Origin of the sequence: Luteimonas sp. WGS1318, assembly GCF_043187535.1 — a bacterium.
In the GTDB taxonomy this organism is placed as follows: domain Bacteria; phylum Pseudomonadota; class Gammaproteobacteria; order Xanthomonadales; family Xanthomonadaceae; genus Luteimonas.
The window spans coordinates 2353491-2368734 of sequence record NZ_CP171131.1 but is presented as its reverse complement, the minus strand read 5'-3'; the positions used below and the strand labels follow the sequence as shown (position 1 = coordinate 2368734).

Sequence of the window (15244 nt, the reverse complement as noted above, 5' to 3'; positions counted from 1 at the left end):
GGATTGCCACCCCACATGACCCAGACGATTACGATCATCCGCGGCGACGGTATCGGCCCGGAGATCATGGACGCCACGCTGCACGTGCTCGACGCGATGCAGCTCGGCCTGCAGTACGAAGACGCCGATGCCGGCCTGATGGCCCTCGAAAAGCACGGCGAACTGCTGCCTGCGGCCACCATGGATTCGATCCGCCGCAACAAGATCGCGCTCAAGAGCCCGCTGACCACGCCGGTCGGTGGCGGCTTCAGCTCGATCAACGTTGAACTGCGTCGCCAGTTCGACCTCTACGCCAACGTGCGGCCGGCGACCTCGTTCCCGAACACCCGTTCGCGCTTCGCCGACGGCGTCAACCTGATCACGATCCGCGAAAACACCGAAGGCTCGTACATCAGCGAGGGCCAGGAAACCTCGGCCGATGGCGAGACCGCGGTGTCGGTCACGCGCATCACCCGCAAGGGCTCGGACCGCATCGTGCGCTACGCGTTCGAGCTGGCGCGCAAGACCGGGCGCAAGAAGGTCACGATCGTCCACAAGGCCAACATCCTCAAGAGCACGTCGGGCCTGTTCCTGAAGGTCGCGCGTGAGGTGGCGGCCGAGTATCCGGACATCGAAGCCAACGAGATGATCGTCGACAACACCTGCATGCAGCTGGTGATGCGCCCCGAGCAGTTCGACATCATCGTGACCACGAACCTCTTCGGCGACATCATCTCGGACCTGTGCGCCGGTCTGGTCGGCGGCCTGGGCCTCGCGCCGGGCGCGAACATCGGTCAGGACGTCGCGATCTTCGAAGCCGTGCACGGCTCGGCGCCCGACATCGCCGGCAAGGGCCTGGCCAATCCGTGCGCGCTGCTGCTGGCGGCGGCGCAGATGCTCGACCATCTGGCGATGCCCGAGCAGGCCGAACGCCTGCGCAAGGCGATCGTCGCCACGCTCGAAGCGAAGGACGGCGTGACCCCGGACCTCGGCGGCAGCGGCAACACGATGGGCTTCGCCAAGGCGATCGTGGCCCACCTGTAACCGCGCCTGCGGTGCCATGCGGGTTCGCAACGGGACGCTTCGGCGTCCCGTTTTTCATGCGCGACTGTCCCGCGGTCCGCCATGACGCCACGCGGCGCGGACCGCACAATGCACGTCCACGTTCCGGACCCCGCCGATGACCGTTCGTCCCAGTGCGCTGGCACTGACTCCGCTGTTGCTGTTCCTGGCGCTGTTCTTCGGCGCGGGCCTGTATTTCACGGCCCAGGGCGAACCGATGGGCTTCTACCAGCTGCGCGCACCGGTCGCGATCCTGCCGGCGCTGGCGCTGGGCGTCTGGCTTGCCCGCCGGCGCGGCCTCGCCGCAGGCGAGTTGCTGCTGCGCGGCATGGGCGATCCGAACATCGTGCTGATGTGCCTGATCTTCCTGCTCGCCGGCGCGTTCGCCTACGTTTCGAGCGCGATCGGTGCGGTCGATGCGGTGGTGTCGATCGGACTGTCGGCCGTGCCGCCGGCGCTGGTGCTGCCGGGTCTGTTCGTGCTGTCGGGACTGATTGCGCTCGCCATCGGCACGTCGATGGGCACGATCGCGGCCGTGGTGCCCATCGCGCTCGGCGTGGCCGATGCCTCGGGGCTCGAGCCGGCGCTGGTCGTCGGCACGGTGATCGGCGGGGCGATGTTCGGCGACAACCTGTCGATCATTTCCGACACCACCATCGCGGCGACCCGCACCCAGGGCGCGCAGATGCGCGACAAGTTCCGCGAGAACGTGCGGATCGCGGTGCCAGTGGCGGCGGCCACTGCCGTCGTGCTCGGCCTGCTTGGCGCCGCGTCGCCGATCGACGCCGAGCCGAGCGGTTCGCCCTGGCTCATGGCGCCTTACCTCCTGGTGCTGGCGCTCGCGGTCGCCGGCGTCAACGTGCTCGTGGTGCTGTCGCTGGGCATCGTGCTGGCGGGCATGTTCGGCCTGGTGTTCGCGGACGATTACGGGCCGGTGGCCTTCGTCGGCGACATCTGGTCGGGCTTCGAGGGCATGACCGAGATCCTGCTGCTGTCACTGTTGATCGGTGGTCTCGGCGCACTGACCAAGGCCAGCGGCGGCCTGGATTGGCTGGCGCAGGCGATCGAACGCATCGCGCGCGGTCGCCGCGGGCGTCGCGCCGGTGAGTTCAGCATCGCCGCGCTGTCGACGACTGCCGACGTGTTCACCGCCAACAACACGGTCGCGATCCTGGTCAGCGGCGGCGTGGCCCGCGATATCGCCGAAAAACATGGCATCAGCCCGCGGCGTGCGGCCAGCGTGCTCGACATCTTCGCCTGCGTGGCCCAGGGCGTGCTGCCCTACGGCGCGCAGATCCTGCTGGCGGCCTCGCTGTCCGCGGTATCGCCGCTGGCGTTGGCCGGAAGCGTCTATTACTGCTGGCTGCTGGCGGTCGCCACCATCGTCTTCATCGCCTGGCCGCGGCGGCGGGCGGGTAAGGCGGCTGGAGAGTCGCGATGATCATGTATCTACCGGATTGAATCGAGGTGCCTGGAGCGCCTTTTGCGCGCGAGCCGGGATGCGCGAGATGCGAAGATCGCCTTGGGCCCAGTGCTCTGCTATGCCGGTCCAGGCGACTGGCTGGGCGCAGTCGGTTGGCGAGGAGAGGGGCGTCTCGCGCCTGTTTCAAAGCGGAAACGGCTGTGCCCGCCACCCTCCTCAAGCCTCCCTTCGCGGCGTGTGCATTCTTATCGGCGACCGGCCTCTCGGTTGGGGGCGGCTCGCGGCGGCTTTCACTTCTTCCGCCGGCCTGGTCTAAAGTCGCTGAGACGGCCGCTTTCGAGATGCAGGCGGGCGACCCGCGTCCAGACACCGCGACCCAGTCGCGCAGGAGAATGGCATGAGCAACGGATGGAGACTGGGCGTTCTCGCCCTTGCCCTGGCAACTGGAAGCGTGCAGGCGCAGGTCTACAAATGTGTTCGCGCCAATGGCGTGACCGAGTACGCGCAAACCCCATGCGGGGATGATGCACGCGAGGTCGAAGTCCGTGCAGCACCGACGACGAGCGCAGATGATGGTGGCGACCGGAACCGGCAGGCGATTGCGCAATCCACCGCTTTGTCGTCTGCCGGCATCTCGGAGCGTAACTGCGTGCGGCGCGCGGAAGCAGATATTCTCGGACCCGCAAACCGGCGGGCCGCGGCCTATCAGCAGCAGATCAGTGCGCTCAACGCCCAATTGGCCGGTGCCGCCAACGATCTGGCAGGGGCGACGTCGCAATCGGGGATCCGGACTCAGATTGCCGGTGTGCAGCAGGCGATGGCGACCGACCGGTCGGGTGCCGATGCACAGGTGGTCGTCGCGCGCCAGGACTGTGCGACGGCACGGCGCGCGCGCGAGGACGAAATCCGACGCGAGGCCCCCAACGCCTCGAGCCTCTGAGCACTGGCTGAAGCGGCGGCCGTCGCGCGGAAATTCTGGTCCGGATGGCGCGCCCGACAGGAATCGAACCTGTAACCCCCGGCTTAGAAGGCCGGTGCTCTATCCGGTTGAGCTACGGGCGCGGAGGGACGCGGCAAACGGAAAAATGGTCGGGGTAGAGGGATTCGAACCCCCGACATCCTGCTCCCAAAGCAGGCGCGCTACCAGACTGCGCTATACCCCGCCGGAACGAGCGGCGACACGCGCGGCGCGATCGCCGGGCGAGGGCGGCATTGTCGGAACCCGCCGTGGCGCTGTCAACGCGGCACCGTGACGCCGGCGCCGTGTATCCTGTTCATTGCGATCTTCCACGGACATCACAGGGGCCTTCTTCCATGCGCAGCGGCAATCCGACCCTCAAGGAATCGACGTTCCTCGACCTCGCCAGCGGCAGCGTCGTCTCGCGCGACGGCGAAGCGATGACCCTCAACGGCACGATCAGCAAGACCGGATTCCTGTTGTTGCTGACCGTGCTGACCGCGGCATTCGCCTGGTCACAGGTCGAGTTCGGCGTCGACGGCCGTCCGCAGCCGGGCTTCGGGATCTACATGTGGGGCGGTGCGATCGGCGGCTTCGTCATCGCGATGGTCACCGTATTCAAGAAGGAATGGGCGCCGGTGACCGCGCCGCTGTACGCGCTCGTCGAGGGCTTCTTCCTCGGCGCGATCTCGGCGATGTACAACTTCATGTACGAAGGCATCGTGCTGCAGGCGGTGATGCTGACCTTCGGCACGCTGTTCGCACTGCTGTTCGCCTACCGCAGCGGCCTGATCAAGGCCACCGAGAACTTCAAGCTGGGCGTGGTCGCCGCGACGGGCGGCATCGCGCTGGTCTATCTGGCGACGATCGCGCTGGGCTTTTTCGGCGTGTCGATCCCGCTGATCCACGAATCGGGTCTGGTCGGCATCGGCTTCAGCCTGTTCGTGGTCGTGATCGCAGCGCTGAACCTCGTGCTGGACTTCGATTTCATCGAAACCGGCGTCGAGCAGGGCGCGCCGAAGTACATGGAGTGGTACGGCGCATTCGGGCTGATGGTGACGCTGGTCTGGCTGTACATCGAGTTCCTGCGCCTGCTGTCGAAGCTGCAGTCGCGCAACTGACGGCGGTCTCCGCCAACGACATGGAACGGGCGCCCGAGGGCGCCCGTTTCCGTTCTGGTCTCGCGAAACGCTGCGCGCGGGGCGATGGCCCGACGCCCGTGCCGCAATGACACGATCCGCCCGCGCCATCCTCCAACCCTGCACGCGCACTCCACAGTCCGCTGCCTACGCTTGCGCACCATTCCGGAACATCCCGCCATGCGCCTGCTCACCGGCTGCGAACTCTCGATCGAGACCGAGGCGCCCAGCCCCGTGCAGGCCATGCTGCGTCCGCGCTCCGGTGGCGTGCTCTGGCGCGTCAATGACCGGGATGGCTTCGATCCGGCCCATGCGTTCGCCGAATATGTGGACGGGTTCGGAAACCGCTGCCAGCGCTTCACGTTGCCCGAGGGTCTGACGCGGTTGCAGGTGCAGTCGGTGGTCGATACTGCAGACGATCTACCCGTCGCGCCGATGGCGCCGGCCAACGACCCGGCGACGCTTCCCGACGAGACGCTGCAGTTCCTGCTGCCGAGCCGTTACTGCCCGTCCGACCGCGCCGCGATGTGGCAGCGGGCGAAGGCCGTGGTCGGCGACGCGCCGGCAGGGTACGCACAGGCCGAAGCCATCCGGGCCTGGATTCACGGCCACCTGGCGTATCGCTACGGCACCAGCGATTCCAGCACCGATGCCCAGCAGACGCTGGAGCAGGGCGCCGGCGTCTGCCGCGATTTCGCCCACGTAGGTATCACCTTGTGCCGCGCGCTGGATATCCCCGCGCGGATGGTCGTGGGCTGGCTGCATGCGCTCAAGCCCATGGACATGCACGCCTGGTTCGAGGCGTATCTGGGCGATGCCTGGTATGCGTTCGATGCGACCCAGGCCGCGCCCCGTGGCGGGCGCGTGGTCATCGCGCATGGGCGCGATGCGGCCGATGTCGCCTTCCTCACCACGTACCGTCCGCTGCGGACGCTGTCGATCCGGGTGTGGACCGAGATCGACGGCGACGCGCCGGCGGACTGAAGGCCTCCGATGCGATTGTTCAAGTGCTCGCAATGCGAGCAGGTGCTGTATTTCGAGAACACCGAGTGCCTGCGGTGCGGCCGGCGTCTCGGGTTTTTCCCCGACGGCCTGACGCTCGAAGCCCTCGATGCCGAGGGCGACGACTGGCGCTCGCTCGGCGGCCAGGCGGGGGTCTACCGCTTCTGCCGCAATGCCGATCATTCGGCGTGCAACTGGATGCTGCCGGTGGGCGATCGGGCGCGCTACTGCCGGGCCTGTCGCCACAACCGTACGGTCCCCGATCTCGGCATTCCCGAGCGGCTCGACGCCTGGCGACGTATCGAGACGGCGAAACGGCGCCTGTTCTACACATTGCTGCGGCTGCATCTGCCGACGCCGGATCCCAACAGCGGGGATCCGCAGCCGCTGTCGTTCGATTTCCTCGCGGATCCGCGTCGCGGCCCGAAGGTGATGACCGGGCACGACAACGGCCACATCACGATCGCGCTGTCCGAAGCCGACGACCTTGCGCGCGAGCGGCTGCGCATCGAGCTAGGCGAGCCCTACCGCACGCTGCTCGGGCACTTCAGGCACGAGATCGGCCACTACTACTGGGATCGCCTGGTCCGCGACGCGGGCGAGGCGGAGCTCGAACGCTGTCGGGCCGTCTTCGGTGACGACCGGCGCGACTACGGCGAAGCGCTGGCCTCGCACTACGCCAATGGCGCGCCGGAGGACTGGCAGGCCAGCTACGTCAGCAGCTACGCCACGATGCACGCCTGGGAAGACTGGGCAGAAACCTGGGCTCACTACCTGCACATGGTCGACACGCTCGAGATGGCCTCGGCGTTCGGTATCCGCGTGGTTCCGGACGTGTCCGAGGATGCATCGATGGACACGCGTCCGGCGCCTGATCCCTTCCACGTGGTCAATGTCCAGCGCCTGATCGATGCCTGGCTGCCGCTGACCTACGCGGTCAACAGCCTCAACCGCGCAATGGGGCAGCCGGATCTGTATCCGTTCGTGATCGCGCCGGCCGTGGTCGTCAAGATGGCCTACATCCACGATCTGATCCGGCGTCACGCGGCGGGCAGGGCGCCGTTTGCGGGCCCGCATGCGGTCGGTGCGCCCTCCTGAACCCTTGGCGCGTGCGCAGGCCGGCACCCGCGCGCGGGCCATGCCGGTGCCATTTCACCTGGACGCGCGCTACACTTCGCGCCGGCCGCAGCGAATTTTTTCGCTCCGGGCATTCCGTTTCCGGACGAATCGGATAGAATGCGCGGCTCGTCGCGGGGCTGGTCTCCAGGCGGACAAACGATTTCTGGTGGATGTAGCTCAGTTGGTTAGAGCACCGGATTGTGATTCCGGGGGTCGCGGGTTCAAATCCCGTCTTCCACCCCAGTGTCAGAAGCAACTGCAGGATTTGGGTTGCTGAGCCGCGCGGACTTGCTATACTGCGCGGCCGATTTATCGGGCCGTTAGCTCAGTTGGTAGAGCAGTTGACTCTTAATCAATAGGTCCAAGGTTCGAATCCTTGACGGCCCACCAGTTAGAACAAGGGGTTACGTGCAAACGTAGCCCCTTTTTCTTTGTCTGGATCCCGCGTGTACAGCCGGTGTACTAAGCCGCGAACCCGATATTGATGCGTGTGGCCGGTCGCGGCCTCTGCGCGCCATACAGCGCCAGGCCCGTCGCGATCAGCAAGTCATCGTGGGCGCCCGAGCGGGCGTTGAACTGCGCATTGCCGGCCTGGGTGAAGTTGAGCCGGTAGTCGGCCAGCTCGCGCGCCAGGGTCGCCGCGTCGGCGAGATCCTGCTCGATCGCGAGCTCGCCGGTATGTAGCGCGGCCTGCAGACGGCTCACTAGATCGACCTTCGACACCGAGTGCCGATCGCCCTGTGCGGTCGAATCCTTGCCGCCGGTCAGGTTCACGCGGTTGAGGTTCCGGATCTTCGCGTCGTGCAGCAGGTCGCCCACCGGGCGGCCCACGCCCGTGAAGTCGTAGAACACGCGCGCATCCTTGAGCGGCGCACGCCGCACCATCTCGGCGATGTGGGCCACCTGTGCCGGGTAGTGCGTTCCCAGTGGCAGCCGCTCGAGATGGCGCACGTTGAACTGCTCCGGGATCGCACGCGCTTCACTGCGCCATTCCGCAGCCTCCGACGCACTGACCTTGCCCGAGTAGATGGCATTGGCCTCGACCCATACGTGCTCGATGACCGCGATCGCGGTGGGGTCATGGGCTTGGCCCAGGTCGACGCCGACGACGAACTCTCGCTTTTCTTCCAGATACCAGGCTAGATCGCCCACAACGGACCCCCTGCAGGCCGGACAGCCCGCTCAATCAATTCAGTTGGAAACAGCTGTTCTTCCGTGTCGACGAACTCGCACAGATACTCTTGCTTGAAGATGAAGTCGCCGACCATGCGGCGCTCCTCTTGCAGCCACTCAGCCGAGATGCGCGGGCATTGGTGCGCGGTGATGCGCGTGCGCTGCCAAGAGTCGCCCCCGTGCTCCCACGCTTCGTAGAACCATCCACGCTTGCCCCAGGGCGTCGTCAGGCAAACCATGCGACCTTGATCGGCCTGCGTGCTTGTCGTCGCCAGCATCGGCCGCAGGGAGCCGTAGAGCGCGTCCTCCGTGCGGCTGGCCTCGTCGACCAGGATCAACCGCGGTGCGCTGTATCCGCGCGTGGTGGCCTCGTTGCCGGGCAGGGCGATGATGCGGCTCCCATTGGGTAGCTCCATCTTGGTCTCAGTCACGCGCACCGGCTCCGGTACGCCCTCCAAGCTGCGATAGAACGTGGCCACCTTCTTGAACAGCTCGGTCGACTGACGCTGCGCAGGCGCAAATATCAGGACCAGGCCCGGATCGAACAGCGCGGAATGTACAGCCAGGCCGGCCACGGTCGTGCTCTTGCCGCTCTGGCGACTGCACAACAGCAGTTGCCGCGGGTGATCGCTGCGCAACACGCCGTCCTGCCAGGGGTCGGCCTCCATGCCGGCGGCGCGGAAGATGGCGGGCGGATCCAGGGCCAGCGCGAAGTCGGCAGCAATGCCGCTCATGCGTTCATGTGCTCGAGCACGCGCGCCGATTCCTGGGCGATGACGTCCTGCCCCTGTGCCGCCATTGCCTCGGCGCGCTGTAGCGCGGCGATGACAGCGCCATGGGCCTCCGGGAACGGGCGGAGTGCGCGTGTCAGTTCAGTGCGGACCGCGTGCCACTCGGGTGACGCGGCCAGGTGCAGATGACGGTGATCGTGGCGGATCACGGAACCCATTTCCCCCAGCAGCTTTGCGATGCGCTCCGATGCCTTGCCGGCCTCCGATAGCGCGGCGCGCTCGCCCGCGTCGTCACCGATCCGCACAGACCTATCTGCATTGCAGTACAGCCGGCCGCGGATCAAAATCAAATGGTCCAGCAGGCTTTTCGATTCCAGCTCGCGGATGTGCGCCAGCTCCTCATCGGACCGCGCAGGCCGCACACGCAGGCGCTTCACCAGGTCAGGATCCATGCGCGCGCGGTAGCGCGACAGAATCGACTGGTCGAGCCCGTACCGCTTCGACAACGCGGTCTGACTCACGCCATTGGCGAGCGCCAGTTCGATTGCGGCACGGTCGGGATGCTCGGCGATGATGGATTTGCGGCCGGCGGTCACTTAGATCGCTCCCATCTTCCGGACGATCACGCCGCCCTGCATCAGCTCGTAGAGCACAAGCTCGCCACCGATCGGCGCATTCGGATCCACCTTGGCGAAGGCTTCCACCTGCGCGCGCGCTGCGGTCAGCATTGCACCCGGCGTGCTGAGGTCGGCCGAAGATCCGCCCGGGAAGTCGGGGCCTGCGCACGTGCTGTGGATCTGCTCGACCATGCAACGGCCGTCCGGCGTCATGGTGGCAATCAGGGCGCGCGGTTGACCGGTCTGCGGCGACCATCCGGCGACGGTCATCTCGCAGCCCTCTGCGTGGCTATTGGCCACCCCACCAGCATGGGCACGCGCCTGCAAGGTCTGAGTGTGGGCACGCGCCAAGAGCACCGGCAGCGAGGCGGCGAGTACGTCGATGTCGAGATATGTCTCGATCGACATCGCTTGAAACGCGGCGAAGTAGAGATTCGAGATGCCGCCACGGCTGGCGATTACGGTGTCTCCCACGATCACGGCCTTCTGCATGTGACCGGTGGTGGGGGCATCGCCGATGCGACAGCCGGCGACCGCGGTGTCGACCGCGACCAAAATCTTGCCGGGGGTAATTGCGACGTTGCAGATGCTCATCGGATCACCTTCCCGCCGATCGCCGGACCTGCCGCGTAGACAGCCACCGACAACGCAGCGCCAGCGAATCCACCGCCCACCGCTGCGCCCACGCCAGCCCAGCCGCCGGCCGCAGCGGTGCCTAGGCCGAACGTGAAGTACGTGAGCGCCGCGAACGCGATGATGTAGAGCGCCTGCTTCTTCGCGACGCCGCGGACCTCGATCAACGTACCGTCCTTCGGGCGCACCCTGTCCATGATCTGGTGCGGGACGAACACGCCCTCGATGCGCACCTCCCACATGTCATCGGCCCACCCGTCGACGGTGCGGCGCAGGAACGGCCCCAGCTTCTCGCCGGGCAGCATCTCGGCCACCTGGTTGGTCTGCCCTTCGCAGGTGACAGGGTGCGGCGTGTAGACCAGGCGGGTTTCGTTGGTGGTGGCTGTGGTCATGTGTGATTCCTTCGTAGTCACGCCCGCACCGCCTCGACGCGGGAGCGTCGTGCGAGATACGGGGCGGCAAGTACAGCCGACGCCGCAAGCGCCGGTGCGGTTGGCGCAGGCTCTGCATAGGCCACTTCGAGCACGTCGACGCGCTCGCGGATGACGGGGCCGCGTGGCGCCGGCGCGATGTCGGCTGCGTGCAGCTCGATCGCGAGCGCGCACTGCGCGGCCTTGATCGCGTGCGGGATTGCGTCACGCGCTACGCCCGGCACTTCGACGCGCGGCCATGCCAGCGCCTGCCAGTGCGACGCGCGCTGCCCAGCCCACGGCAGGGCGTCCATCTGCGCGGCTGCACGGCGCAGCAGGACGTCCAGCGCGTCGCCATCGGCCGGCAAGGCGCCGCCGTAGCCCGACGCTCGCGCCTGCAGCTCTGAGCGCGTGGCGTAGGAGTCTGCATTGCCCGCGCCGGTGCCTGTCTCGATCGTGAGCACTGCGCGCCCTCAGCTCTCGAGCTTGCGCGACAGGGCGAGCCACGCCTCATCGGCGGCCTGGGCTTGGCGCTTGAACTCTTCGCCCACCTCGGGGCTCCCGATGATCTTGCCGTCGAGCTGGAACAGGTCATCGAATGCGCTTTTGACGAGCGCGCGCGAGCGGGCGAGGCCGCGGCGCAGTGCTGCGAGGTCCGGGGCGAGGCGGTTCTCGGCGCGCATGCGGTAGTGCGCCTGTTCCTCGGGCGTGACGCCGGTGGTCATTTGGCGGCCGGACAACACCGCGGCGATCACGGCCTGGTCGCCGCTCTCGATGGCGCGGCCGATCGCGAGGCGGCGCTCGTCGATGGTCATGCTGCGCAGCGCCTGCCGGATCTCGGCGGCGTCGGGCGAGGTGTTCGAGCCGATGCGGTCGCTGATTTCGCGTTCGAGCGTGCGCTCGCGCGCCTCGATGCTCGCCAGTGCGCCGTCATGCCGGCGGGCCGCGTCACGCATCAGGCGGTCATAGGCGGCACGCACGGCGTCCAGGTGCTCGGCCGGCGTCTTGCGCGGGTCGCGGTTCTGGCGGGCCTGTTCCAACGCCTGCAGCCCCTCGGACATGGCGCGCTGTGCGGCGATGGTCGACGAGATGGCCGGCTCGGTCGGAGCAAGCGGGCCGGCTTCGCGGGCGATCTCTGCCGCGTGGCCGTCGGTCGCACGGAGCGAGATGGAGCGCGGGAGCGGCGGCAGCACGACAGGCGCCGGGCGCTCGGGCGGCTGTTGCACGTCGTCCAGCGTGACCGGCGGGCGGTCGTAGGTGACGGGCGGGGGAGGCGGCGCAACCGCTTCGGCGGGGGCTTGATCTTGGGGGCTGAGGTCGGTCACGGGCGGCGATACGCATAAAGGGGATGTGCCACCCTAACAAGTACACCAGAAATCAGCAATTGACTTTGACTGCTGTTTTCCTGCTGTTTTCCTGTATAAACCTACTGACAGAAGATCAGTAGATACAGCAGAAATCAGCCATTCAGCCGCATAAGTTGTTGATTTTGAACGGGAATTTGAGGGCGTTTCGTTTGCACCCCAGAACGGGCCATCCGTGGCCGTTGCACTGGTGTTGCATGCTGTTGCGTTGCGTTGCGTTGCAGGTGTTGCGCCTAGGTGTTGCGCTGTTGCGTTGCATTGGCCCCCCGAAGGGGGCCATGCATGCAACATGCAACAGGCGTCGAATCAGGCCGCCTTGTCGGGCGTGATCCATCGGCTCACGGTGGTGTGGTGCCGCCCCACCTGAGTAGCGATGTCGCGGGTAGAAAGACCCTCTGCCGCCAGCGCCAACGCCGTGACCTTGAGTGCTGCGTTGCCAGGCTTCTTGTCTGCTTCCGCTACCAGCTTGGCAGCCAGCTCAGCAGCCGGCGCCCGGACAACCAGGCTCGACTCGGTTTCCCCCTCATCGTCCACAAGTCCGGCAATTTCGACGGACTCGGTAGTGAGAAAGATGGTGGGATGTTCCTTGTCGTCTTTCTGCTTCGGGTTGCTCAGCTCGAGGACGGCTTTGCCTTCGCCCTTGGCCTTCAAGTAGAACTGCACGTCCACGCCGGCGGGCATGCTGCTATGCCCCCGCGCGCGGTCGCCGTCGTGTCCGGTGTGGTGCACCGCCAGAACCGCGCACTGGAATTCCTGCCGCATCGCCTTCATGGCCTTGAACACTTCGCCCATGTCCTTTCCGTCGTTCTCCTGACCGCCGGCCAGCGCGGTGAACAGGGTGTCCAGGACGATCAGGCGAGGCGCGCCGCGTTGTGCTGCCAGTCCCCGAATGGTCAGCACCAGCTGCGCCAGCTCGTCAGGCTTTCGGATCTCAGGCATCTCGCGGAAGGCGAGGTTGGCCATGCTCCCGCCGTTTGCGATTTCCCACGCACGCAGACGACGCGCGAAACCGCCTTCACCTTCGCCCGCAAGGTAGATCACCGTTCCTTGCTGAGTCGGCTTGCCGTGCCAATCGAAGCCGTTAGCGATGCAGCCCGCCATGTCGATTGCTACGAAGGTCTTGCAGGTGCCCCAGCCGCCATAGAGCAAGCCGGTGCAGACATCCGGCAGCAGCTTGCGAATGGCCCAGGTTGCAGGCTTCAGGCGTGCGGCACTGGTCAATTCGTCGCCCCAGACGAAGCCCCAGGGATCATTGCCCGCCGGCTGCCCCCGGATCTTCTCGAGCATCGCGGTCAGGTCCACGGTGGGCGGCGGCAGCCCATCGGCGCGCGGCTTTGCCATGCCGGACGCGATGCCGTCACGAATGGTAGCCAGCACCTTTGCCGGGTTGTCCCATCCTTCAGTCGCGGCCGTAAGCGAAGCCTCGACTACCGCCGCGGACAGCTGCCCGGATGGTACAAATCCGCCCAGGCTGTGCGCCTCGCGGTTCAAAACGTCGTTGCGATCGCCGGCGGGCGTTGTCTGCACGGCACGCACGGCCAGTTCAAGCGCGCGCAGGGCGTATGCGGTCGGCTCGGTAACAGGTGGACCCTGCGGCGCTTCCTGAGCCTGGTGCATAGCTTCCGCCGGCAGTTTCGCCAGTAGCTCATCGACGCGCGCCGCCGCACCATCCATCACAGTGATGGTCGAAGTGGTGACCGGCAGGTACAGCGGCTGTTCGGGCCGATCGCAGCTCGAGTCCCACGGCAGAGGGGGATAGCCTGCGTCCGCCATGTCCGCGTCGATTCGAGCACGCATGGCTTGCGAGGCCCGCACCCGCTCAAGCCGCGGCAACGCTGCATCCAGCTCGACCACGACCCGACAGCGCGGTGCTTCGGACGTGTGGGACGCGGTGGTATAGACGAGCGCCGAATAGCGTTGCAGGACGTACACCAGTGCCGTGAAGCTCTCCGGCGTGAGAGATGCCACCTCCCGCGGGGAGCTGTCCTTGCGTGCGTCCACGTCCAGCCCCAGCCATGCCACCGGCTGCACGCACTCCTTGCAGCGGTGGTGCTTTCCGATTGCGCTGGGAAAGCGGGCGCGGTGGAGGGCGTCATCGGGGGCGATTGCGCACGGCGCTGCAATCCATTGTTCGCCCTTCTTGGTCGCCCGATCTGACGCGATGGCGTCGCACAGCTCTGCGAAGGTTTCGGCGTCACGAATCGCGGGCGCGTTGTCGTGCTCGCCCATGCCGCGGCTGTAGGCGAACTCGGGTTGCAACCTCTCTACCGCGGCGCTAGCCTTGGTATCGAAGCCGCCCGCTTCTGCGCTTTTCGAGACCCCGCCCGCCAGCGGGGTTTCGTGCGTCTGGGGGCCGGTCATGCGTCGTCTCCGCTGGCACGGTTGAGCGCGCGAAGGGCCTGCAGGATGTGCGCCTCGATGTCCTCAAGCGCCCAATAACCGCTTTCCAGGCACGGCCACATGTTCAGCGCGGTGATCTCGAGCGTGTAGCGTGCCGAGTCGAATTCCTCCCGCGCCTCTCGGTTCCTTTCTTCGCGCGCCGCGTGGCGCCGCGCGTTCTGCGCGCCGTCGAGGTGGAGGATGTACAGCGCGCCGGCCGCTCGCTCCGAATAGTCGTCACCGTTGACGGCCTCGAGCGCGTCATCGCGGATCTTCTGCAGCAGCTCGCGCCCTTCGGGGATCTCGTCCGCGCGCTGAATCACGGACAACAGGCGCGGGGCCGTCATCCGGCGCCACTGCTCGCGGGTCAGCAGGCCGACGGACATTTGCCAGTCCAGGAACGGCCCCACGGCCTCCAGGTAGGCGTGCGCATCGCCCGCCGCCTTGGCCGCGTCCAGGACCGCCATCAGCGCGAAGCCGGTATCTTCCTGCACCGGTGTGAGCTGGGGCTCGACCGGGTGAAGTGGAATGACAACCCGGCTCATGCTGCAGCCCCCGCGAAGCGCTCGGCGCTCTTGGCGCGCTGGCTCTCGATCCAGGCGGTGATGTCGTCGACGTGGTAGTACGCCTTGCGCCCCAGCTTGGTGACGCGCGGGCCTTGGCCCTTGTGCGCCATCATCTCGGCGGTTCGGTACAAGATGCCGTAGGCGTCGCAGAACTCCTGCCGGGTCATCAGGCAGGCGAACGGGTTGGGTTTCTCGTTGGTTGAGGTCATGTGACAAGCTCCGGATACCGGTATGGCTGCATTGGAACGACGCAGCCGTGCTCGCCACCGCTCTCATCCCCGCTGTCGCGGGTTCTAGTCCTCTGATTCTTGGGTCAGAGGAAGAGGTCTCCCCGATGTGTCGCTCTGGTTCGCTCCTGGCCTTCGCCTCTTGGAGCCGCCCGCATGGGCCCGTATGTGTCCAGCGCCTAGCATCGAGTACCGGTGTATTCGGTACAGAATCCTAGCGTCCCCGTGCGGTGTCAACCCAACACGGGGGCGCTATCTTTTAGCTAACTTTTCCGCTCATCGCCTGCTGTGCGCCTTCGAGTTTCTCGGCGATCAGGCTGGCCACGGTCCGCATGTGCGGGATCAGGTCCTCGGCAATGTCCCCCACCTGGGCGAGGATCTCGGCGAGGGCGCGGGCCTCGTCGATCAGTGCGTCGGCGGCGTTGAGGTTGTCGGTGTGCATTACAGTTTCGGTTGCCATGA

Annotated in this window: 17 protein-coding genes and 4 tRNA genes; 8 read left to right on the top strand and 13 right to left on the bottom strand. The window is 66.6% G+C overall.

Annotation, left to right across the window (positions count from 1 at the left end):
• Window positions 1-15 precede the first annotated feature (15 nt).
• From ACF3M1_RS10875 to ACF3M1_RS10865, 3 genes are all read left to right on the top strand, one after another.
• Window positions 16-1023 carry an isocitrate dehydrogenase gene (locus ACF3M1_RS10875; protein WP_394000541.1) on the top strand — a complete coding sequence of 336 codons (1008 nt, stop codon included), beginning with the start codon at window positions 16-18 and terminating at the stop codon, window positions 1021-1023.
• Window positions 1024-1159: 136 nt separating this feature from the next.
• Window positions 1160-2482 carry a Na+/H+ antiporter NhaC family protein gene (locus ACF3M1_RS10870; RefSeq protein WP_394000539.1) on the top strand — a complete coding sequence of 441 codons (1323 nt, stop codon included), beginning with the start codon at window positions 1160-1162 and terminating at the stop codon, window positions 2480-2482.
• A gap of 379 nt (window positions 2483-2861) precedes the next feature.
• Complete coding sequence (locus tag ACF3M1_RS10865; RefSeq protein ID WP_394000537.1) at window positions 2862-3404, top strand: DUF4124 domain-containing protein; 543 nt, start codon at window positions 2862-2864, stop codon at window positions 3402-3404.
• A gap of 45 nt (window positions 3405-3449) precedes the next feature.
• Here the strand turns inward: ACF3M1_RS10865 and ACF3M1_RS10860 are convergent.
• Window positions 3450-3526 (bottom strand) — tRNA-Arg (locus ACF3M1_RS10860).
• Between the two features lie 24 nt (window positions 3527-3550).
• Window positions 3551-3627: transfer RNA gene (locus tag ACF3M1_RS10855), tRNA-Pro, on the bottom strand.
• A gap of 151 nt (window positions 3628-3778) precedes the next feature.
• Between ACF3M1_RS10855 and ACF3M1_RS10850 the strand changes: the two genes are divergently transcribed.
• The 5 genes from ACF3M1_RS10850 (at window position 3779) to ACF3M1_RS10830 (ending at window position 7072) form a co-directional block, all read left to right on the top strand.
• Entirely contained in the window at window positions 3779-4543 is a 765-nt protein-coding gene (locus ACF3M1_RS10850; protein ID WP_394000535.1) for a Bax inhibitor-1/YccA family protein, read from the top strand.
• A 198-nt stretch (window positions 4544-4741) separates the two neighbouring features.
• On the top strand, window positions 4742-5545 hold the full coding sequence (locus ACF3M1_RS10845; RefSeq protein ID WP_394000533.1) for a transglutaminase domain-containing protein: 804 nt from the start codon (window positions 4742-4744) through the stop codon (window positions 5543-5545).
• A gap of 9 nt (window positions 5546-5554) precedes the next feature.
• Window positions 5555-6661, top strand: a complete 1107-nt coding sequence (locus tag ACF3M1_RS10840; protein WP_394000531.1) for a putative zinc-binding metallopeptidase — start codon at window positions 5555-5557, stop codon at window positions 6659-6661.
• Between the two features lie 187 nt (window positions 6662-6848).
• Window positions 6849-6925, top strand: a tRNA-His gene (locus tag ACF3M1_RS10835).
• A 71-nt stretch (window positions 6926-6996) separates the two neighbouring features.
• Window positions 6997-7072: transfer RNA gene (locus ACF3M1_RS10830), tRNA-Lys, on the top strand.
• A gap of 72 nt (window positions 7073-7144) precedes the next feature.
• Here ACF3M1_RS10830 and ACF3M1_RS10825 read toward each other — a convergent pair.
• The 11 genes from ACF3M1_RS10825 to ACF3M1_RS10775 form a co-directional block, all read right to left on the bottom strand.
• A complete protein-coding gene (locus ACF3M1_RS10825) occupies window positions 7145-7834 on the bottom strand; it encodes a hypothetical protein (RefSeq protein ID WP_394000529.1) in 690 nt (229 codons plus the stop codon).
• Window positions 7822-8589 (bottom strand): phage terminase large subunit, encoded by a 768-nt coding sequence (locus ACF3M1_RS10820; protein WP_394000527.1) that lies wholly within the window; start codon window positions 8587-8589, stop codon window positions 7822-7824. Before ACF3M1_RS10820 ends, ACF3M1_RS10825 begins: the two co-directional genes overlap by 13 nt.
• Window positions 8586-9182 (bottom strand): hypothetical protein, encoded by a 597-nt coding sequence (locus ACF3M1_RS10815; protein WP_394000525.1) that lies wholly within the window; start codon window positions 9180-9182, stop codon window positions 8586-8588. Before ACF3M1_RS10815 ends, ACF3M1_RS10820 begins: the two co-directional genes overlap by 4 nt.
• Window positions 9183-9797, bottom strand: coding sequence for a hypothetical protein (locus ACF3M1_RS10810; RefSeq protein ID WP_394000523.1), 615 nt, complete (start codon window positions 9795-9797; stop codon window positions 9183-9185).
• Entirely contained in the window at window positions 9794-10228 is a 435-nt protein-coding gene (locus ACF3M1_RS10805) for a hypothetical protein (RefSeq protein WP_394000521.1), read from the bottom strand. Before ACF3M1_RS10805 ends, ACF3M1_RS10810 begins: the two co-directional genes overlap by 4 nt.
• 17 nt (window positions 10229-10245) lie before the next feature.
• The gene (locus tag ACF3M1_RS10800) at window positions 10246-10710 is read right to left on the bottom strand and encodes a DnaT-like ssDNA-binding protein (protein ID WP_394000519.1); all 465 of its coding nucleotides are present in this window, start codon (window positions 10708-10710) and stop codon (window positions 10246-10248) included.
• 9 nt (window positions 10711-10719) lie between these two features.
• Entirely contained in the window at window positions 10720-11571 is an 852-nt protein-coding gene (locus ACF3M1_RS10795) for a hypothetical protein (protein ID WP_394000517.1), read from the bottom strand.
• 345 nt (window positions 11572-11916) lie between these two features.
• Window positions 11917-13971, bottom strand: coding sequence for an AAA family ATPase (locus ACF3M1_RS10790; RefSeq protein ID WP_394000515.1), 2055 nt, complete (start codon window positions 13969-13971; stop codon window positions 11917-11919).
• A complete protein-coding gene (locus ACF3M1_RS10785; RefSeq protein ID WP_394000513.1) occupies window positions 13968-14534 on the bottom strand; it encodes a hypothetical protein in 567 nt (188 codons plus the stop codon). The genes ACF3M1_RS10790 and ACF3M1_RS10785 overlap by 4 nt, the downstream gene beginning before the upstream one ends.
• Window positions 14531-14764: a helix-turn-helix transcriptional regulator gene (locus ACF3M1_RS10780; RefSeq protein ID WP_394000511.1), complete on the bottom strand. Its 234-nt coding sequence runs from the start codon at window positions 14762-14764 to the stop codon at window positions 14531-14533. The genes ACF3M1_RS10785 and ACF3M1_RS10780 overlap by 4 nt, the downstream gene beginning before the upstream one ends.
• A 277-nt stretch (window positions 14765-15041) precedes the next feature.
• A complete protein-coding gene (locus tag ACF3M1_RS10775) occupies window positions 15042-15242 on the bottom strand; it encodes a hypothetical protein (RefSeq protein WP_394000509.1) in 201 nt (66 codons plus the stop codon).
• Between the last annotated feature and the right edge of the window lie 2 nt (window positions 15243-15244).